A 21,939-nucleotide genomic window follows, 5' to 3' on the forward strand; every position below is an offset into this window, starting at 1 on the left:
AAAGTATGTAAAGAAGAGTGAAAAAGACAAAGTAGACAAGATAAAAGAAGAAGGTATAAAGCAGCTTAAGAGGTATAGAGAAAGCAGAGGGCTAAAAGAGAGAAAAGATGTAAAAGAAGCATTGCTTATATTCATAGGAAAAGATGAGTACCAAGTAATTGAAGTGTAGATCAAAACGTATGTTCCAATTTCTCATTAAAATTTCATATGATGGCGTGGCTTTTTATTTTCAAAAAATATTCCACCAAAAGGTGGGAATATTTTTTTAAAGCTATGAAAATTTTCCTCGAAAAAGAAGGAAAAAGTTGTTTTATGTTGAATATTATCAAATAGTCGATAATTAGTCGATAATTTTTGACATATTAGAGCCAAGGTTTATAAGGCTTGATGTTTCCTCAAGCAATAAGGGAAAATATTAAAAGAAAATATGTGTTTGTAAAGATAGATAATAAATAAGGCAAGCATGTTATAGGAGGTACAGAATACAAAATGATTAATGTAGGAATTGTCGGCGGCGGTAAAGGTGGTACAGCTATCCTAAAAGCAATACATGGGTTACCGGAAGTTTCTATTGTTGGAATTGCTGATATAGATGAAAATGCGCCTGGAATAAAATTAGCAAAAGAAAGAGGGATAAAAACCTTTCACGATTGCGTGGATTTATTAAAAATACCAGGACTAGATTTGGTTATCGAGGTAACAGGTAATCCTAAAGTACAAGAAATACTGTATACACAAAAACGACAAGAAACAGTAATAATTGATGCCAATGCTGCTAGACTGATGATGATTATTGTTGAAGCTAAAGAAGATATTGCAAAAAAGCTTTATATACAAGCGCAGGAATTAGCTGGTACAGCTGAAGAACTAAGTAATACTATTAAAGAAATCAAAAATGCAGCTAAAGAAGTCGCTGATGGTGCTGAAGAACTTGCCGCGAGAGGTTTAAACTTAAACGATTCTGCAAGTAGTGCCAGAGATTATGCTAAAAACATAGGCGATGTTCTTGCATTCATCAAAAGAGTAGCTACTGACACAAAACTTTTAGGCTTGAATGCGGCTATTGAAGCAGCACGTGCAGGTGAACAAGGAAGAGGCTTTGCTGTTGTTGCTGATGAAGTTCGTAAATTAGCGGAAGACAGTGCACAAGCTGTGGAACAAATTAGCAATATTTTGCAAAATATTGAGCAATCGGTTGAAAAAATTGTCGAAGAAATTAGTAAAACTGCTCAGGTTACCGAAGTTCAAGCAGGTGCAACACAACAGATTGTAACTGAAATTGTACAATTAGAATATGCTGTCGAAAATTTAAGGAAAGTAGCGCAGCAATTAGTAAACTTAAGCTGATGGCTATTTAACCACAAAAAATTATAAAAAATTTCCTTAAAAAAGAAGGAAAATATTATTTTATGTCGAATATATACTAATTGGATTGGTTTATCCATTTTTTTGACATGATCCGATAGAACTTATGAGGCTGTTTCGGCGCCCATAAGTTCTATCGGTGGTAATATAGATACAGAGAGCGGAGGCGGTGCTTTTTTTAAGCACTTGCGCCCGTAAGGTGTGTTTTTATCTTTTTTATTTCCTGCAGTAGTCAAAAATGATATGATATAATATAGGTGTGAGATATGATGGAAACTGATAAAAATAAAAAGAATTTAAATACTCCTCATGATAAAGGTTATAAATACCTACTTTCTCATAAAAAAGTATTCATACAGCTTTTAAGAAGTTTTGTCAAAAAAGATTGGGTAAACGAAATAGACGAATCTAAAGTAATACGAATAAACAAATCCTTCATATTGCAAGATTTCAAAAATAAAGAGGCTGATTTGGTTTATCAAGTAAAATTGGAGGATAAAGAAGTTTTCTTTTATATATTGTTGGAATTACAATCAAAAGTTGATTTTCAAATGCCATATAGATTGTTATTGTATATAATTGAAGTGTGGAGAGAAATTCTTAAAGATACATCATTAAACCAGCAAAAAAGGAAGGACTATAAATTACCAGCAATTATTCCTATTGTGTTGTATAATGGTGTTAATAGATGGACTGCTTCTTTGAGCTTTAAAGAAACGATAGATTCATATCAATTATTTGGAGTAAATATAATAGACTTTAAATATATTCTCATTGATGTGAATAGATATAGTGAAGAAGAACTTTTACAATTATCTAATCTTATAGGTAGTGTCTTTTTGCTAGACAGAAGGATAGACAGAGAAGAGTTAATAGAAAGATTAAAAAAATTAACAGATGTGCTCAAAAATCTGTCTGAAGAAGAGTTTATATTATTGAGAAACTGGTTTATGTCTATTATATCCAGATTTCTACCCGAAGGCAAAAGAAAAGAGGTAAAGAAAATATTCGAAAAGAGTGAGGGGGTGGAAAAAATGATTTCCAATTTAGAACGTAGTTTAAAAGAGGAATTTAAAAAAACTAGAAAAGAAGGAAAAATAGAAGGAAAAATAGAAGGAAAAATAGAAGGAAAAATAGAAGGAATACGAATGGTGCTACTTGAACAATTGAAAGAAAAGTTTGAAGACATACCTTTTGAATATATACGTGGACTTGAAAAGTTAGATGACAAAGCATTACTTGCTTTAGCAAGAGATATTTTGAAAATTGAAAAATTAGATGACTTAAAGAAGTATATAAATTAGTTTTACGAGGCATGGCCTTTTATTTTTTGGCGTAATAATGGACTAATTGTACGAAATCATAATTTCGTATAATTGGGTGGATAGGGGTTTTTTTTATTTTTATGAAAATCAATTTAATAATCTGACAGAGGAGAGAGAGAAATTGAGCACAAACAAGGGAATGAAAATAGTAATTGTTGGCACAGGCTATGTCGGTTTAACGACAGCTGTTATGCTTGCTTATATAGGGCATAACGTTGTTGGAGTAGATATTGATGAAAAAAAGATAGAACTGCTCAAAAAAGGGAAAAGTCCAATACATGAGGCTGGTGTAGAAGAACTATTAACTAGTTTAAAAAATAATATTACTTTCACTACCGATTTAAAATCTAATGTAGGCGATGCAGATATTATTATGATTGCTGTTGGTACTCCAGCAAAAGCTAATGGAGAAGCAAATACACATTATGTAGAAGAAGCTGCTTGTACCGTTGCAGAAGGGCTAATAGATGGGCGTAAATATACTGTTGTTGTAAAGTCTACTGTGCCAATTGGCACTAATAGGCGTGTAGCCCATGTAATTAAAAAAACACTAGAAGAAAGAAATGTTAAAGCTACTGTATATGTTGCTTCAAATCCTGAATTCTTACGTGAAGGAATGGCGCTTTATGATAGCTTTTATCCAGACAGGATTGTTATTGGATCAGAAGATCCAGAAGCTATTGAAATGCTCAGAAGAATGTACAGACCAATTTTAGAACAAACTTTTGATCCACCTCAAGCTATTCCTAAGCGTGATGGTTATAGCCTTCCACCCCTTATCACAACTGATCCTGTAAGTGCTGAAATGATAAAATACGCTGCTAATGCCTTTTTAGCGCTAAAGATAAGCTTTATCAATGAAATTGCTGGCCTTTGTGAAAAAGTGGGCGCTGATGTTACTGAAGTTGCTCGTGGCATCGGATTAGATACGCGTATTGGAGCCCGTTTTTTAAACGCAGGTATAGGATGGGGAGGGAGCTGTTTTCCAAAAGACACTGCTGCCCTAATTGCTGTAGGCAGAGAATACAACTATGAGATGCCTATTGTGGAAGCAGCACGGAGAGTCAATCAGCTTCAGAGGGAGCGCACTGTTGAAAAATTACAGTCAGTGTTAAAAGGTGTACGAGGGCGTACAATTGCAATTTTAGGTCTATCTTTTAAACCAGGAACTGACGATGTAAGAGAATCTCCGGCAATTGATATTATTAGATTACTCATAGAAAGGGGAGCACATATTCGTGCACATGACCCTGTTGCCATAGAAAATGCGCGTAAAGCTTTTACTACTGAAGAACTTCAAGAAATAACCTTTGTAGATGATCCATACCTAGCAGCAGAAGGAGCAGATGCTGTAGTAGTTGCAACGGAATGGCAGCTTTATCGTAAGATTGATTTAAAACGCCTAGCTTATGTGATGCGCACCCCCATATTACTTGATGGGAGAAATATTTATGCACCCAAAGAAGCAAGAGGAGCAGGATTTATATACATGGGGGTGGGCAGATGAAACATGCTTTAGTTACTGGAGGAGCAGGGTTTATTGGAAGCCATTTGGTGGACAGGCTATTAAAAGAAGGATGGCAAGTCACTGTAGTGGACAATTTTGACCCATTTTATGACCCTGCCATCAAAAGAAAAAACATTTCTGCTCATTTTGATTATAAGACGTATCGGCTATTTGAAATAGATATAAGAGATATGGAAGCACTTCACGAAAAATTAACTGATGACTATGATGTTATCGTTCATTTAGCGGCAAAAGCGGGGGTACGCCCATCAATTCAAGATCCAATTGGCTATCAGGAAGTAAATGTTAGAGGAACGCAAAACCTTTTAGAATTTGCACGGCATAGAGGAATAAAGCAGTTCGTTTTTGCTTCTTCCTCTAGTGTTTATGGTATAAATCATAATGTTCCTTGGAAAGAAGATGACTGTGTGTTAAAGCCAATTAGCCCTTATGCCTCTACAAAAGTGAGTGGTGAATTATTAGGCCATGTATACAGCCATCTTTATGGGATTCGCTTTATTGCACTCAGATTTTTTACAGTATATGGGCCTAGACAAAGGCCAGATCTAGCTATTCATAAATTTGCTCGATTGATGCTAGAAGGAAAGCCTATACCCATATACGGCGACGGTTCAAGCCGCAGGGATTATACATATATAGACGATATTATTGAAGGTGTACGTAGGGCTATGGATTATACTGCCACATTGTATGAGGTAATTAATCTTGGTAACAATCAAATCGTTAGCTTATTAGAAATGGTGAGAACATTAGAAGAAGCTTTGGGGATAAGGGCTCATCTTGAGTTTTTGCCTTTACAGCCAGGTGACGTGCCGCAGACCTGGGCGGATATGGAGAAAGCAGAAAGGCTTTTAGGGTTTAGGCCGAAGATAGAGTTTAAGAAAGGGATACATAATTTTGTGGAGTGGATAAAGAGGTCTTAGAATAGCTAGAAAAGGATTTAATCAGTTTTTTGGAAATAGAATAATAATTCTGAAAAGGATGAAGGAAATGAAATCTAACTTTGAATTTACCTTTACTGTATTTACTCCGACATTTAATCGAGCTTATGTGCTTGAGAGATTATATAATAGTTTGAAAAAACAAACTTTTCGCGATTTTGAATGGATAATAATAGATGATGGATCAGAGGATGGTACAAAAGAGTTAGTTGATAAATGGAAAAAAGAAGCATGGTTCCCTATCAATTACATATGGCAACCTAATAGCGGAAAACACGTTGCAATAAATAGAGGAGTTGAGGTGGCGAGAGGTTTTTTGTTTTTAATTGTAGATTCAGATGATTGGCTTGGACCTAACGGATTAGAACGTTTGCTTTATTTATGGGAAACAATTCCTGAAGAAGATGCCAATAATTTTGCGGGTGTAGGTGGATTGCTTGCTTTTCCAAATGGTGAAATAATAGGCGATGTTTTCCCAACACAAGTATGGGATTCTAATATGCTTGATCGCTGGCTCAAATGGGGAATAAAAGGTGACAAAATGGAGTGTTTTCGAACTGATGTGCTGAGATTGTATAAGTTTCCTGAGGATATAGGTAAATTCGTTCCAGAAGGAATTGTATGGAATAAAATAGGAAACAAGTATAAAATGCGATATTTTAATGAAATAATTGCTTATACAGAATATTTACCCGATGGTCTATCATCAAAAGGATTATCTTTTGCTATGAAAACTGCATTAGCCCGATGGTTATATTTTAAAGATTTGTGTGCGCTTGTTTCAAAACGAAGGGATGTAAGTTTTTATAAGAAGATTAGATTTTGTGTCAGTTATACACGGTTTGCGTTGCATGCACGGGTGTCAATTGTTAAGCAGTTTCTTGAATCGTCGCTTAAAATATGGTGGATTATATCTTTCCCAGTGGGTTTAGGGGTGTTTATATGGGACCATATAAGAGTAAAAATAATGAATCAAAACTGAAAGAATTTAAAATAGCATTATTTATTCCATCCCTTCGTGGTGGTGGAGCAGAACGGGTTATGTTAAATTTGGCAAGAGGATTTGCTGAAAGAGGGTATAAAGTAGATTTAGTTCTTGCTAAAGCAGAAGGACCTTATCTTTCACAGGTTCCCGATAATATACGAGTGATTGACCTCAAGAGCCGGCGAGTTCTGTATAGTTTACCTGGACTTATTCGCTATTTACGCCAAGAAAGACCAGAGGCTTTACTATCGGCTTTAGATCACGCAAATATTGTAGCCTTGTGGGCTAAAAAACTCTCCCAAGTACCAACACGTGTAGTAGTAAGTGTTCATAGCACTCTCAGTAAAGCTAGTACAAATGCAACGAGTATACGTGCCAGACTTATTCCTTTATGGGTGCGTGTCTTTTACCCCGGGGTAGATGCGGTTGTTGCTGTTTCAAAAGGAGTAGCCGAAGACCTTATACGGCTTACCAATTTACGTCGAGAAAAAGTCCATGTAATATACAACCCAGTAATAACTCCTGAACTTTTTGCTAAAGCTGATGAGCCTTTAGATCATCCTTGGTTTGACCCGAGTGAGCCTCCTGTAGTACTAAGCGTAGGTCGATTGACTCCTGCAAAAGATTATTCTACCCTCATTCGTGCTTTTGCTTTAGTACGCAAAGAGATTCCAGCACGTCTTATGATTTTAGGTGAAGGAGAAGAGAGGCCTAAACTTGAAGCCTTAATTAAAGAACTTAGATTAGAGCAGGATGTTGCTTTACCTGGATTTGTAAATAATCCTTATAAATATATGAGACATGCAACTGTGTTTGTTTTGTCATCTCGATGGGAAGGATTTGGAAATGTGCTTGTGGAGGCGATGGCTTTAGGAACGCCAGTAGTATCAACAGACTGTCCGAGTGGGCCTTCGGAAATATTGGATGGTGGAAAACATGGGAAATTAGTACCCGTTGGAGATCCAAATTTAATGGCTAAAGCTATTTTAGAAACATTAGAAGATAGGAAAAAAGATTTATCTAAAATTAATCTAACACTATTTTCTTTAGAATACGTTATGAACGAGTATGCGAAAATTCTTATAAGCGAGTAATATAGTATAAGGAGTGCTAAAACTAATGAGGAATTCATCTAAAAATTATAATAATCATAATCAGCAGTATTTCGATAAAACTTTGTTATTGCGATTTGATATAACAGGTTATATATTGGGATTTTTCATTATTGCTTCTATTTTGTCGCTAATGGTTCACAACGTATTTAATCAAAATCATACTTATACAAATATTTTCTTTGTTTTTCCTATATTATTAGTATTGTTATTTGTTTTTCTTAGAGAATTAAGATCCATATTCTTAGTACCAGAGCTCAAGATTTTAATCCTTTTTCTGGTGTGGATTTTATTTGTTTATTTTATTCGTATACCTGTAAATACTTAGTCTTTGATAAAGTCTTCAATAAGGCTTTCCTCACTCTTATTTCAAATTTTGTTATATTTTATTTCTTTTAAATACTTTTATCGTAATTCAAAAGGTTTATATCAGATATGGTTATATACAGCAACGTCAAGTATATTTTTTCTGATTATGTCTAATTTTTTTAATCGCAACATAAATGTTTTAGATGTTATAAAAGGAGTTACAAGATACGAAGGTATTTCTGGTCCAAATGCACATGGCATCATTTCTGCGTTAGCAATTATAAGTTTAACAGCACTTTTGACAAATAAAAAAAATATTTTAAAAAAATTTATAATATTTTTCTTTATTAGCTATGCGTCATTTAATTTGTTGATTACTGGCTCTCGCTGGAGTTTATTTATTATCTTTGTTTATATAATGACATATTCTTTTAAAATTAAATATTCACTTTTTGTAATATTCATAACAATTGGTACAGTGTTGCTAATAGGTATTGATGCTTATTTGGGTAGCAGTATGTTAAGAACCGTATTTGTTAGTATTTATCACATGTTTCCCTACTTCCGTTTAAGCGAATATAGTATAATAAGACGCATTGTTCCTTTTATATGGTGGTTTGAAAAGGCAAAGCGAAATTTTTTTATGCCATATGGATTGAATGTGTTTGACAAAGAACTACTAAAGTTACAACCTTTAGACGGAAGTTATCTTGCTTTGTTATTGGAGCTTGGATTACCTGGTTTGATTTTAATATTAGCATTTATCAGGCTAATTGTACTACATGGGAATGAAGTACTTAAAGTGAATATTAAACAAGACGAAGATGATAATTACAAGTTTGTAAAAATAGCGTTAGCAGCTTTTCTTGCCATATCATTACATGGAATAGGGGAAACGTATATTTTTGTTGGGATTCAATTAGGAAACATTTTATTTTGGGTAATAGCAGCTAATTTATCTGCAAATTATTATAAACTGAAATTAAAAAATAAGGGGAGTTTTTACAGTAAAATTTAATTATAATTAACAATTATTTTTCAAATGGAGTGAGTTTTTGTGCTTAAAACTAAGGTAATTACTTTTCTCACTACAGGACTTAATTACGGTGGTGCAGAGACACAGCTTGTGCATTTAGCTACTCGTCTTAAGAAACGAGGCTGGGATGTGCAAGTAATTTCCATGATCCCTCCTGTGGCTTATGTGGAAGAACTTAAGAGAGCAGGAATACATGTTTATTCTTTGGAGATGCGACGAGGTGTGCCGGATCCAAGAGGACTCTTTCGCTTGGTAAAGATTTTGCGACGTGAAAGACCTCAAATTCTTCACTGCCATATGGTTCATGCTAATCTCTTAGGGCGAATTTCTAAAATTTTTGTTAAAACTCCCATACTCATCTGTACAATTCACAGTATTATCGAAGGTGGAAGGCAAAGGGAAATTGCCTATCGTATTACAGATTGGTTATGTGATTTAACCACCCAAGTTAGCCGTGCAGGATTGGAGAGGTATGTACAAATAGGCGCAGTGCCTCGGCATAAAGTAATACATATACCTAATGGGATTGATACTGAAATATTTAAACCTGATTTAGAAGCACGAATTCGTTTAAGAAAGGAATTAGGGATTGAAGACAAATTTGTATGGTTGGCTGTAGGGAGATTTGAGGAGGCTAAAGATTATCCTAATATGTTGAATGCTTTTGCTAAAGTAGTTTCAAAAAGAAATGATTCTGTACTTCTAATTGCAGGGCAAGGCTCTTTAATGGAAAAAGCCAAGCATTTAGTAGACGACCTGAATATTATATCTCATGTTTATTTTTTAGGAGTGCGTAAAGATATTCCTGTTCTAATGAATGCTGCTGATGCATATGTTATGTCCTCTTCTTGGGAAGGTATGCCTCTTGTGCTTTTGGAAGCCTCAGTTGTAGGTTTACCTATAGTAGCTACAGATGTTGGGGGGAATGGAGAAATTGTTATAGATGGAAAATCTGGTTTCCTTGTTCCCCCAAAGAATTCTGAAGCTTTAGCTCAGACTATGTTAAAAATGATGGACTTAGATGAAAATGTCAGAAAAGAGATGGGGAATTATGGGCGGAGGTATATAAAGGAAAATTATGATTTAGAAAGAGTAGTAGATCAGTGGGAAAGTTTATATTTAGAGCTACTTAAAAGTAAGGGGCTAAAAGTTGGAAGTATATAATTTTCTGTGGGATTTTAAAAGGTGTGTAAAAAAGAGGGGTAGTTATGAAATTAAAGCGTGTAGTCATTAAAAACTTCCGCTCAATCAAACATTTAGAATTTGAGTTTCCTGAAAGTAACTTACTTGTACTTGTAGGGCCCAATAATTCAGGAAAGTCAAATATTATACGGGCTATTAATTTAATTTGTGGAGAAGATTGGGTTAGTTCTGAGAGATTACAGGATTATGATTTTTATTTGAGAGACAAAAGTAAGGAAATAAGAATAGAACTTATTTTTGATAATGGTTCTTCTGCTATATTTTCTTCTTCTTCAAGATGGCCTGAGTATAGAGATGTTTTAGGGAATCTTATTCGAGATCAAAACATTAAAGAAGATTTTCCTTCTACTTATCTAGGAGCTGATCGGGCATTTGATCGCCATATATCTTTTTACGATTGGAGTTTATTAGGGAAAATTCGCAAAACATTTCATAAAAGGGCCTACAATCTTTCAGATAAACTTGAAGAAAGATTTAATGAAATTGTTGATCTATTTGACCAAGTTCCTGGTTTTTCAGAATTCAAAAAAGATTTTGGTAAATTTTTTGAAGAACTACAAGCAGATGTTCCACTAAAAATGTCAATAGACTTTAAGCCGTTTACTCCCAGTAATTATTTCAAAACTATGCATATTCTAGCATCTGATCCTAATCAAAATAGGAGAGATATTGATTTAGACGAATTAGGAGAAGGTACACGAAATTTGATTCTTCTTGCTCTTCTTAGAAGTTATGCTGTTAATTTAAGACAATATGGAGAAGAAATAAGAGGTATTTTAGCTCTTGAAGAACCTGAAATTTATTTACACCCTCAGGCACAACGGAATTTATTTCGCATTTTACGTGAGATTGTTAGCACTGGACTCCAGGTTATTATTTCTACACATTCGAATAATTTCGTTGATACGGAATTTTTTGATTCGATCGGTCTAGTGCGAAAAGTTGATGACCCAGAAAATAAAGGTTGTCAGCATACAACTTTAACTTTGGTTTCAAAAGCTGAGCTTGTAGAACATTGTTACAGAACAGGTGTACCAGAAGGAAAAGCTACTATCGAAAATATTACTGAATATTATAAGAGTACTTCAAATTACCGGCTAAACGAAGCTTTTTTTGCTAGATTTCTCATCCTTGTGGAAGGTGAAACTGAAGAATTAGCTTTACCAGAGTACTTAGCTGCGGTGGGCTTGAATTGCGACCAAAAAGGTGTGTCAGTTATTGCAGTGCAGGGCAAAAATCAGATTCCCAAATATTGGCGTTTGTTTGGTAAGTTTAAAATTCCGATGTTAGTGGTTTTTGACAACGACGATGACGGTGTGGATGCAAAAGGTAGTGATAATCAAAAAAGAAAGTCTAATAAAAACTTAGCAAGTTGTTTTGGTTTGCAATTGGAACAAATTTTACATGGAAAAGCGTGGGATGTTGTAACAAGCGAAAATGAGCCTGCAACACCAATCGTAATTCTGGGTAAAGAATTTGAAACAGCTGTAAAACAAGACTATGAAAACACTAGAACGGAACGAACTCCAACTTATGAAAAAATAGAAGAGGAAGCGCATAATATAATCAAACCAGTATCGAAAAACCAAGCAAAAGGGCTTATTGCTCGATACATAGCTCGGCGAATTCATAGTTTTATGCCAGATTATGCACCTCAATTTGTAAAGCGTATAGCTGAGATAGTAAAAGAAGAATTGGGATTCTATTAGAGGATTCATGAAGAAAATTATTTTTGTAAGTTAATCACGATTATGTACTTTACGTGTTATTTGTAAAGGTAAGAGAAGGTATTAAATGGTATCAGTATAAGGTTTTTTGTGCAAGGAGGCAAAGAAATGAAAATAGCCTATATAATTACACGTGCTGATGCTATTGGTGGTGCTCAGGTCCATGTGAAAGATTTGGCTTATTTTTTAAAAAAACAGGGTCATGAAGTAATAGTATTAGTGGGAGGAACAGGGTCTTTTACTGAGAAATTAAAAGAGTTAGATATACCGTATATTGCTCTAAGACATTTAGTTCGTCCTATTAATCCATTTAAGGATTTGCTTGCATTAAAAGAGATTATCGATGTTTTACGTGAAATAAAACCTGATATTATCTCTTTGCATTCATCAAAAGCTGGATGGTTAGGCCGATTGGCTGCAAAGTGGTTGAAAATACCTGTAGTTTTTACAGCCCATGGTTGGGCTTTTACGGAAGGAGTTCCCAAAAGAAAACAGGTGGTTTACAGATGGGCGGAAAAGTTAGTAGGTTCACTCGAAGATAAAATCATTACAGTTTCTAACTATGATCGTGAACTTGCTATAAGGTACAAAATTGCCCATCCAAGCAAAATTGTCACAATTTATAACGGGATGCCTGATATTGATAGTACTCTTTTTGCTAAACCTGAAGTTGAACCAGTACATTTAATTATGGTAGCTCGCTTTGAAGAACAAAAAGATCATATTTTATTGTTAGAAACTCTTGAGGAACTGAAAGATTTACCCTGGACATTAGAATTAGTAGGTGATGGGCCATTGATGGAAATAGTTAGAGAGAGAGCCGAAAAGTTAGGAATTTCAGATAAAGTTCAATTTTCTGGTGCTTGTGATGATGTACCTTCTAGATTGGCAAAAGCACAGATTTTTATTCTAACATCAAAATGGGAAGGATTCCCACGTTCTATTTTAGAAGCAATGCGGGCAGGACTTCCAGTTATAGCTTCTGAGGTAGGAGGAGTAAAAGAGGCGGTTATTGATGGAGTAACAGGATACATTATTCCAAGGAGAGACAAAGAGGAACTGAAAAAACGTTTGAAGGAACTACTATTAGATTCTCATAAGCGTATTAAGTTTGGATTAGCGGGGCGAAAAAGATACGAAGAATTTTTTACTTTTGAACGTATGGCCAAACAGACTATGGAAGTGTATCAAGAAGTCATTGGGCAAAAATCTAGCAAAATGTTATAATTTTTACGAGGAGTAAAGTAAAATGCTAGAAAATTTTAGCAATAGGGAGTTAGCAATTGGCTTTTGGCTACTCATATTATTGGTTTTAGTGATCTATAAAAAAGATACTAGGCACTCGTTATGGGATCTCCTCAAAGCATTTTTTGACAGAAAATTGATTGGTTGGCATATAAGTATGGTTTTATATGTATCATTAACAGTTTTTATATTGTTTAAAATTGGACTCTGGGAGTTTAAATTATTAAAAGATACTATTATATGGTATATAGTTACTGCTATTCCTTCTACTATAAAATCGATAAACGAAGCTAAAGATATGAAATACTTTAAAGAGATGGCAAAAAATAATCTCAGCATAGGTGTTCTGGTGGGATTTATTGTGGATTCATACAACTTTTCATTAATCTGTGAAATTATTTTAATTTCTTTGTTTGTTTTTTTATCTCTTATGGTAGGAATTGCTGAACACAAGGTAGAGTATGAAAATAAAGAGTACGAAGTAACAGCTAATCTGTTGAGACACACGACTGCAGGTGTTGGTTTGTTTTTAATATTTAGTTCATTAAACAGATTTTTAAGTGATATAAAAAATATTGTTCTTTTGGAACTTATAAAAGATTTTATTTTACCAATAACTCTTTCAATGATATTTATTCCATACATATATTTTCTCGTGTTATATTCATCTTATGAAAAACTTTTTATGAGACTGAATTTTAAAAAGACTATTGATGATAAATATAGAACTTTTCTGTATTTGAAGATATTATTGTTCTGTAGATTTAATATTAATAGGGTAAATAATTTTATCGATTATAGTGAAATAATGAAAAGTTATGTCAAAAGCAAAGATGATATAAACCGTTTGTTTAAAAATTATAAGATAAATGCACGTACCCAAAAAGCTTTAAATCTACAACGATAATTCTACCCAAGTGACAAATTATTTTAATAGGTGGTGTCTCTAATGCATACCCATTTTCATAAATTCTTTAAATTAAGCAAATTTATTGTTTTCATTGTAGATTTATTATTAATTCATACAGGATTTATACTTGCGTATACTATCAAATTTGGAACAAATCCGCCAATTGCAAACCTTGAGCCATATTATGAGTTAATTCCTGTGATCACATTGTCTGCTATTATTTTATTTCATATTTATGGTTTGTATACTATCTCACGGAAAAGCTATGGAGATATAGTGTTTTCTTTAATTCTTTCCTTACTGCTGCTGCAGGTTGTAACAGTAGCTTCAACATTTTTTATAAGACAGTTTGCATTTCCACGGAGCATATTTTTTATAGCTTTTGGAATTCAGCTTGTATTGTTGTCCCTGTGGAGATATTTAGTACAAAATGTAAGAAGATATGTGCATGGTGTGAAAAAGGTAATGATTGTAGGAGAAAAAGAAGTAGCAGAAAAATTGGCAAAGAAATTAATTTCAAGTTCCAGAGGTTGGTTTGATATAAGGTACATAATAAGTCCTCAAAGGTATGATGAGATTATTAATCACATTAATGAGATAGATGCGATATACATATGTAGTGGAGTTAGTGAGGACCTTAAGACCACTCTCTTTTACGATTCAATGAAATTTAAAAAACATCTTTTCATCGTTCCAAATTTAAGAGATATCCTTTTAGTGAGATCTCAATTTGTGCAATTTGATGATGTTCCTGCTATAAGTGTGAATTATCCTTCATTGACTAGTGAAGATAAGTTAATTAAAAGGCTTTTCGATATAGTTTTTTCATTTATTGGTATAGTAGTTACTTTGCCTCTAATGGTAATAATTGCTATGTTGATTAAAGCGACTTCACCCGGTCCAGTGATTTATAAGCAGTTAAGAGTAACAGAGAAAGGCAAGAAGTTTAATGTATATAAATTTAGGACAATGGTCAAAGATGCTGAAAAAATGACAGGACCTGTTTTGGCTACAGAGGATGATCCAAGGATTACAAAAGTGGGTAAGATATTAAGGGCAACTAGGCTTGATGAACTGCCCCAATTATTTAATGTTTTGAAGGGCGATATGAGCTTTGTAGGCCCCAGACCTGAAAGGCCATATTTTGTAGAACAATTTGAAAAACAATATCCTTCATACAAGTACAGGCATAATGTAAAGGCAGGGATAACAGGTCTTGCACAAGTATTTGGAAAGTATACGACAGATGTTGATGATAAGTTGAGATTGGACCTTATATATATCACAAATTATTCTTTGTGGCTTGATATTAAGATAATATTATTGACCCTAAAAACCATATTCATAAAAGAAGCATCTTCTGGTGTGAAAAGAGAGATGGAATTAGAAGAATTATTGAAATCTTTGAATTATAATGTCTACAGTGAGTTAGGAATTACGAAAATAGATAAGTGAGGAGATACATGTAATGAAAGTTTTAGTTACAGGTGGTGCAGGTTTTATAGGTTCAAACATAGCAGATTTGTTTATTGAAAATGGATATGAAGTCGTAATAGTGGATAATCTTTCAACAGGAAAAGAAGAATTTATAAATAAAAAGGCCATTTTTTATAAAAAAGACATCACAGATGACGACTTATGTGGAATATTTGAAAAAGAAAAACCTGATTATGTGATACATCAGGCAGCTCAAATAGATGTACAGAAATCAATTGATAATCCTGTATTTGATGCGAAAGTAAATGTACTGGGGACAGTAAATTTACTGGAATGCTGCAGAAAAAGTGGTGTTAAAAAGATTATATACGCTTCATCAGCGGCAGTATATGGAAATCCTGAGTATCTTCCCATTGATGAAGGACATAGAATAAACCCCATATCTTACTATGGCATATCAAAGCACACACCAGAGCATTATTTTGAGGTATACAGGCAATTGTATGGATTGAAATATACAATTTTACGTTATGCAAATGTATATGGAATAAGACAGGACCCAAAAGGAGAAGGTGGGGTAATATCTATTTTTATAGATAAAATGCTTAAAGGAGAAAGACCTGTTATTTTTGGAGATGGAAACCAAACGCGTGATTTTGTTTATGTAAAAGATGTGGCAAAAGCCAATCTTCTAGCACTGGAGAGAGGAGATAATGAGGTTGTAAATATAAGCACAGGTAAGCCTACAAGTATAAATGAGCTTGTTGAAATGATGAATAAAATCATGAATACCTCTTTGAAGCCTATTTATACAGAGCCTCGCAAAGGGGATATAATGCATAGTTATCTTGATAATAAAAAAGCATTGGATGTGCTTGGATGGAAACCGGAGTATAGTTTAGAAGAGGGATTAAAAGAGACAATTGAGTATTACAAAATGAAATATGCTGAGAATGGAGTTACGGTGACAAATGAATATAAGGAATAAGTTTAATTTTCAAAATGTGATAAAGAATATATATTCTTTTTGGATAGAATATCCAGAATTTTTTGAAGATGTTTTAGCTGTAACAAAAAAATATGAGGATGATAGATTTAAACTTTCTGGTTATTCATTAAATTATAGAAATTTATATAGAATACTGAGTGAAAGAGAAAGAGAGCCAGAATATATAAGTCTAGAAGAATATGAAAGAATGCAACTTGATGTTTATAATTTAAGAATTAAAGATCCAGAAGCATTTGATAAATTCTCTCGATTAATTAGGAAATATGTTGTTTTTGAAGAACATGGCCTTAACTATAGTGATTTTGTAAACTGTCTATATAAAGCGAATGAATGGATTAGTCAAAAATCAAGAAGTATAACAAGTAAGTTGTTAGATGCAATGAAAATAAATGATATTGAATTATTAGAAAATGCTATAATAAACTTTAATTCTACAAAAAGAGAACAATCCTAACTTATTGATTAAAATAATCAAACTTAAAGAATAAAGGCTAGAAGTTATTCCTAAAAAGTAGATTGAAGATGTCAAAAACGGAAAAAAGCAGATATTAAAATATTAAAAACGAAAATAGAAAAAGCAAAAGCAGGAGACAATCTTGTTACAATAGGTGTACTTGAAATAGATTTTTGGGGGATTATAAATTATGAATGATGATCTAACAAAAGGAATTGATGAATATCTGGGTAAGCATTTACCATCATTGAAAGGAAAAAAGTTTATAATTTATAATGGTGATTTAGAGATAAAAGACAAGGATAAAAATACATTATATACATTAAATAATGGAAGTGTTTATCTATCGTTATTACCTAGGCCTAAAATGCATTTTAAAGGAAATGTTGTAAAAGGTGAATTTGATCTAGTTTTGAATTCACAAGAGTTGTACTTGTATTTACCGGATTTCGATCCTGCTAAAGTTTTAATAACAAACTTCAAATTTTCATCCAATAGTGGCTCGTCATTAAGTGGCATAATTACAAAAACCATTGAAAAACCTAAGCAAGAAGTTGATAGACTATATTTTTATATATTGAATTTTGATGATACATTGGGCAGAAGTATCAGAGATGAAAATAGGTTTTATCTGGGCAGAATAGTCTTAAATTATGATATATGGAAAATAACTATTGATAAAAGACCAGATCATAAATCTATATTCAATTGGCTAAGAAATACAGGCTTGTATGAGATAACCCATGTAGGGGTGATTGAACGTACTGATAAACAGCTATTCAAGCCACAGGATGTTGATTTTTTGTTTGATGCATTGTTCTGGTTACTTTCATTTGCCAGGGGTAGATATGTAGGTTTAGATGTTATATTGGGCTTCAAAAATAGCTCATGTATATGGGAAAAAATCCAGGGTTGTAGGGTCTCAAATTGGGAAAAAGGAAAAATTACTTGGTTTTCAAAACAACATCCAGAGATGCTGGAGAAAATATTTCCTTTATTTGTGGATAAACTAAAAGATCCTCTATGGGAAGAGCCTTTAATAATGGCATTAGAATGGTATATAGATAGTTTAGAAGCTGATTTGATGGAAGAAGCGTTTATATGGGTTAGTACTGCTCTGGAATTAATATCATGGGTAAGATTTACTCAAGAAGAATTTATAATATCAAAAAGTAAATATGACAAGTTACGTGAATCGGATAAATTTCGCTTATTATTGCATTATTTTGGAATACCGTCTGAGATACCTTTTAGTACCAGTTCTGGATATGAAGATGGACCGCATTTGTTTACGGAGATTAGAAATAGTATTGTTCATCCGGTAAAAAAAGAAAAAGTCAAAGCTTTATCTTTTGAAGATAGGTGGAAAGCCCATGAATTAGGGTTATGGTATTTAGAATTAACAATATTATGTTTATTAGGGTACGATGGTGATTATGTAAACAGACTCAAGTCAATTGATCATGGTTTATGGGAAGGGAGCGTTGAAAAAGTGCCGTGGAGTAGGGAGAAGGGTGCAAAATTAGCTGCTTCTAGGCCTTGCAGCACTTCATACAGAAAGGCTTGATAAAGATTCTATAATGGTTGTTGTTCCTTCTGACCATGTCATAAAAGACGAGGAAGCATATATTGAAGTATTAAAAACAGCAATAGAGAAGGCAGAATCAGGAGATAATCTTGTGACAATAGGTGTTAAACCTACACGTCCTGAGACAGGATATGGTTATATAAAATTCAGGAAAGTAACGAGAGAAATAATAAATAAAAATCCTGTACATAAAGTAGAAAGATTTGTAGAAAAGCCTGATTATGATACCGCAGTAAAATATGTAGAAAGCGGAGATTATCTTTGGAATAGTGGCATGTTTATATGGAAGACATCATCAATATTAAACGCTATACAAAAATACATGCCTGAGTTATATAAAGCATTGGAGAATATAAGGAAAAATTTTGATGCGGATGATGTAGAAAAAGTGTTATACGATGAATACTCAAAACTTGAAAGCATATCAATAGATTATGGCGTAATGGAAAAAGCAAAAAATGCATATGTGGTACCAGGAGATTTTGGTTGGGACGATGTAGGAAGCTGGACATCTATTGAAAGGCTTTATGAAAAAGATGATAATGGCAATGTCATAAAAGGCAATGTAGTAAGTGTAGATACAAAGAAATGCATAATAACCGGTAACGAAAGGCTCATTGCGACATTGGGTATAGAAGATGTAATAATTGTTGACACCGAAGATGCACTTTTAATTTGTTCAAAAGATAAGGCACAGAATGTGAAAGAGATATTGAAGGAGTTGAAAGAGAAAAAGAGAGAATATTTGTAGGAGGTTAGAATAAGACTATTTTTGGAAAAAGCAGGAGGGTTATCTCTTGTTTTTATTTTTGTCGAAATATATCGAAATTTTCACAAGATTTATATTGATTTTTCAGGAAATAAAATGGTAAAATGAAGATGAAAGTAGAAACAGGGCAGATAAGTAAATTAAGGAACCAAAGTATATATGAACAAAACAATATAGGAAACTTGAGAAATTAAGAAGAAACAGCTTTACTACCAATGTTGGAGGGAGTAAATATATTCGAAAAATAAAGTTCAATAATTTTGATGCTTGCAAAATAATTTAGAAATACTAATGAAGACGCCCCCACTGTAATAATGGGAAAAATGATTCCGGTAAAACTTTCTCAGTTGATGTTATTAAAATAGCACTACAGTAAAAGGAAATTGAACTAGAGGATTTTGGCCATGGGGTTGGTGAAATGGTTTTTAGTTGTTTCAAAAATTAACTTAAGAAGTATAAAGAAAAGATTAAGGAAAACAAATTTAGGGTTTTAATTTGACTTGCAATTCAATTAGCTGGAGGTAATAAAAATGTTTAACTTGAGGGTTAAAACTCCTATTTGGACAGGAAACATTGATACGAAAAGCGATATACTTCAATCTACGAATATTATGGGCTCTATCAGATGGTGGTTTGAAGCAATAATAAGAGGACTGGACAAATATGCTTGTGATCCAACAGGTTATGGGAGATGCCCTAGGGAAGGCAAAGACAGAGGGGAAAAATATTACTGTCCTGTATGTATTGTCTTTGGTGCTACAGGAATGAGGAGGATGTTTAAATTGATCGTGGATGGAGGTGAGAAGGTATTTGGGGGAAGTTCAATAAACATCAAACCATCCGGAAGGAACAGGGGTTGGTATCTTGGGAGCGGGATTAAAGGCGAAATGAAAATGAATATAATAGCCTTAGATAAAGACTTTGACAAAAGTCTAATCTTAACTCCTTTGATTATTGCATCAAAATGGGGAGGAATAGGAGCTAAAATTCAGCATGGATATGGAGTTGTAGAAATAGAAAATTTTCCAGAGATTAATTTTAACGAATTCACAGATGCAGTTGAGAAAATCACAGAAGAAAGGCCCTCTAAATTAGGGATAATACTAAGACATGAAAATGATAATGGACTTCCTAATCTTAAAGAGATGTTTTTTGCTAAAGTTCAGTTTAAAGTAACCAATGATAATTGGTGGAAAAGTGTAGATGGGCTTGGTGCCTGTGCAAATGACCAGAGAATGATTGAATGGATAAGCTCAGGTTCTGTTCCTATTGCTCCGGCAATTAAAAACTGGCTGAGATATGGAAATGGAAGAGAATTATGGGAAAACAATAATAAAAATCAAGATAAAGGAATAGAAAACTTCTTGTTTGGAACAACAAATAGAGTTTGCCATAGTTGTTATGGGAAAGTACAAAAGGATAGGGACAATCCCCAAAATTTCTGGTGTCCAAATTGTAGAAAATCTATTAAAAAAGAAGAAACTTTTGAAAAGATAGCCTCGAAAATCAATATCTCCTGTGCTTATAGGGTGGGTGAGAACCTTTGGGAATTCAAAATCTGGGGATGGATTCCAAAGAACGACTTACCTGCAGAATTTGATAGAGATAGTTTTCTGGACAATTTTAAACAATCATTAACTGGTAATGATATTAAACAAACATCAACCGATAGTGGTTCCATATCAATTCCTTGGAATAACCTCTTAGGTAATCAAACAAAAAATCATGAGCTAAAAGTCTGGAGAGAGTTTGATTCTTTAAGGGATACAGTAAAACCTAATGAAAATAACATAAAGAATTATCTTCAAAGCCTTTTAAAAGGTGAAGGAGGATAAAAATGATTTATGATTTTTATGCAAGTTTCAGAATTGAAAGTAAGGATGATGTGGATGACCTCACAAGCGGTTCCGGCAAATACAAAGAAATTAGGAATGTATTACCAAGAATACTGCTTTTAGACACGGCCTATGGAGTCAAGGGGAAGTTTCCAGATAGACAAGGCAGACCTGATAAAATTGATCCTGATGTTTATGCTAAAGTTGGGGAAACGGATTACCCAATGGGCTTAAAGGCTCTTGTTCACTCAAACGGAAATTATAACGACTATATTGCTTGTAGGTTATCTGAGCTTGGTTTGTTGGGCATAAACTCCTCAGTAGACTTAAATGCACTCCCAAAAGGGAGCTGGATTCTTGAATTTTCAATTACTTTAAAAGAACCTTTTTTATCGCAGGATGATATTCCACTTTACATTATTGATATCCCCGTGAGGAAGGACAAAGTTTTTGGTGTTCCTTTCACATCAGCAATGGCATGGAAAGGGAATTTAAGATGGGCCATGATGAAGATATTTCTTGAACCAAAAGTAAATCAGCCAAATGAATTTGCAGAAGCACGATTTCAACATACTCTTTTATTTGGAACAGAAAAAGGGTGGGAGGAAAAGCCAACAGGATGGACAAGTCATTTGGACAACCTTTGCCCTGATGCAAAGTTACTTTATAGAGGGAAATTTAGAGAAGGGAAATTTAAGGAATTCTTTGGAAGGGAAAAAGCAGAAGATGTGCACCTTGAAGGTATGCTTTATTTCTATCCAACCTTCTGGGATAAAATAGACATGATGGTCATAAACCCACACGACAGAAAAACCAAGACTGGTAGAAATCCTATTTATTTTGAGGCTGTGCCAGCTAGTGCGAAGGGCGTTTTCAGACTTGTTTACGTTCCTTTTTACTATTACTGGTTTGACTTATCTGAAGATGAGTTTAAGAAAAGGGTTATTGAGGATTTAAAAGATATTATAGCTGGAGTTCGGGAAATGATGCTGACCTATGGGTTTTCAGCAAAGAAATCCTTGGGCTTTGGAGTGATTAAAGATGGTTGGAATAAGGAGGAAAGCAGAGTTGAGATAAGAGGATTTTATAATGCTCAAAAGTTCGGTAATTTTAAAGAGCTTGAGGAAGTGGTGAAAACTTGGAGGGGTGAAAGTGGATAGC

The 21,939-nt window shown here is 33.7% G+C and carries 17 protein-coding genes and 1 pseudogene; all 18 read left to right on the forward strand.

Going from position 1 to position 21,939, the window contains the following annotated elements; translation table 11 throughout:
• Window positions 1-786: 786 nt before the first annotated feature.
• The 18 genes and pseudogenes from I4N53_RS06510 (at window position 787) to I4N53_RS06590 (ending at window position 21,938) form a co-directional block, all read left to right on the forward strand.
• The gene (locus I4N53_RS06510) at window positions 787-1,347 is read left to right on the forward strand and encodes a methyl-accepting chemotaxis protein (protein WP_370623306.1); all 561 of its coding nucleotides are present in this window, start codon (window positions 787-789) and stop codon (window positions 1,345-1,347) included.
• Between the two features lie 284 nt (window positions 1,348-1,631).
• Entirely contained in the window at window positions 1,632-2,669 is a 1,038-nt protein-coding gene (locus I4N53_RS06515) for an Rpn family recombination-promoting nuclease/putative transposase (RefSeq protein ID WP_214495881.1), read from the forward strand.
• A gap of 160 nt (window positions 2,670-2,829) precedes the next feature.
• Complete coding sequence (locus I4N53_RS06520) at window positions 2,830-4,197, forward strand: UDP-glucose/GDP-mannose dehydrogenase family protein (protein ID WP_214495927.1); 1,368 nt, start codon at window positions 2,830-2,832, stop codon at window positions 4,195-4,197.
• A complete protein-coding gene (locus tag I4N53_RS06525) occupies window positions 4,194-5,141 on the forward strand; it encodes an NAD-dependent epimerase/dehydratase family protein (protein WP_009610136.1) in 948 nt (315 codons plus the stop codon). Before I4N53_RS06520 ends, I4N53_RS06525 begins: the two co-directional genes overlap by 4 nt.
• A gap of 67 nt (window positions 5,142-5,208) precedes the next feature.
• Window positions 5,209-6,141 (forward strand): glycosyltransferase family 2 protein, encoded by a 933-nt coding sequence (locus I4N53_RS06530; RefSeq protein ID WP_043883924.1) that lies wholly within the window; start codon window positions 5,209-5,211, stop codon window positions 6,139-6,141.
• Window positions 6,102-7,238, forward strand: a complete 1,137-nt coding sequence (locus I4N53_RS06535) for a glycosyltransferase (protein WP_009610146.1) — start codon at window positions 6,102-6,104, stop codon at window positions 7,236-7,238. Before I4N53_RS06530 ends, I4N53_RS06535 begins: the two co-directional genes overlap by 40 nt.
• Before the next feature lie 493 nt (window positions 7,239-7,731).
• Window positions 7,732-8,583, forward strand: coding sequence for a hypothetical protein (locus tag I4N53_RS06540; protein ID WP_214495882.1), 852 nt, complete (start codon window positions 7,732-7,734; stop codon window positions 8,581-8,583).
• A 39-nt stretch (window positions 8,584-8,622) separates the two neighbouring features.
• Window positions 8,623-9,765 carry a glycosyltransferase gene (locus I4N53_RS06545; RefSeq protein ID WP_029687780.1) on the forward strand — a complete coding sequence of 381 codons (1,143 nt, stop codon included), beginning with the start codon at window positions 8,623-8,625 and terminating at the stop codon, window positions 9,763-9,765.
• A gap of 44 nt (window positions 9,766-9,809) precedes the next feature.
• The gene (locus I4N53_RS06550) at window positions 9,810-11,513 is read left to right on the forward strand and encodes an ATP-dependent endonuclease (protein WP_029687779.1); all 1,704 of its coding nucleotides are present in this window, start codon (window positions 9,810-9,812) and stop codon (window positions 11,511-11,513) included.
• Between the two features lie 126 nt (window positions 11,514-11,639).
• On the forward strand, window positions 11,640-12,758 hold the full coding sequence (locus I4N53_RS06555) for a glycosyltransferase family 4 protein (RefSeq protein ID WP_043883923.1): 1,119 nt from the start codon (window positions 11,640-11,642) through the stop codon (window positions 12,756-12,758).
• A 22-nt stretch (window positions 12,759-12,780) separates the two neighbouring features.
• A complete protein-coding gene (locus I4N53_RS06560) occupies window positions 12,781-13,683 on the forward strand; it encodes a hypothetical protein (protein ID WP_029687777.1) in 903 nt (300 codons plus the stop codon).
• Between the two features lie 42 nt (window positions 13,684-13,725).
• Complete coding sequence (locus tag I4N53_RS06565; protein ID WP_214495883.1) at window positions 13,726-15,141, forward strand: sugar transferase; 1,416 nt, start codon at window positions 13,726-13,728, stop codon at window positions 15,139-15,141.
• A gap of 13 nt (window positions 15,142-15,154) precedes the next feature.
• A complete protein-coding gene (locus I4N53_RS06570; protein ID WP_214495884.1) occupies window positions 15,155-16,111 on the forward strand; it encodes an SDR family oxidoreductase in 957 nt (318 codons plus the stop codon).
• A complete protein-coding gene (locus I4N53_RS06575; protein WP_214495885.1) occupies window positions 16,095-16,586 on the forward strand; it encodes a hypothetical protein in 492 nt (163 codons plus the stop codon). Before I4N53_RS06570 ends, I4N53_RS06575 begins: the two co-directional genes overlap by 17 nt.
• A gap of 190 nt (window positions 16,587-16,776) precedes the next feature.
• Window positions 16,777-18,153, forward strand: a complete 1,377-nt coding sequence (locus I4N53_RS12385) for a hypothetical protein (RefSeq protein ID WP_255549769.1) — start codon at window positions 16,777-16,779, stop codon at window positions 18,151-18,153.
• Window positions 18,119-18,925 (forward strand): annotated as a pseudogene (locus tag I4N53_RS06580) (mannose-1-phosphate guanylyltransferase); the annotation flags it as partial. The gene I4N53_RS12385 and the pseudogene I4N53_RS06580, both read left to right, overlap by 35 nt.
• 548 nt (window positions 18,926-19,473) lie before the next feature.
• Complete coding sequence (gene cmr1, locus I4N53_RS06585; protein WP_214495886.1) at window positions 19,474-20,778, forward strand: type III-B CRISPR module RAMP protein Cmr1; 1,305 nt, start codon at window positions 19,474-19,476, stop codon at window positions 20,776-20,778.
• Window positions 20,779-20,780: 2 nt separating this feature from the next.
• A complete protein-coding gene (locus tag I4N53_RS06590; RefSeq protein ID WP_214495887.1) occupies window positions 20,781-21,938 on the forward strand; it encodes an RAMP superfamily CRISPR-associated protein in 1,158 nt (385 codons plus the stop codon).
• Window position 21,939: the final 1 nt, after the last annotated feature.

The organism is Thermoanaerobacter sp. CM-CNRG TB177 (assembly GCF_018588165.1).
In the GTDB taxonomy this organism is placed as follows: domain Bacteria; phylum Bacillota; class Thermoanaerobacteria; order Thermoanaerobacterales; family Thermoanaerobacteraceae; genus Thermoanaerobacter; species Thermoanaerobacter thermocopriae.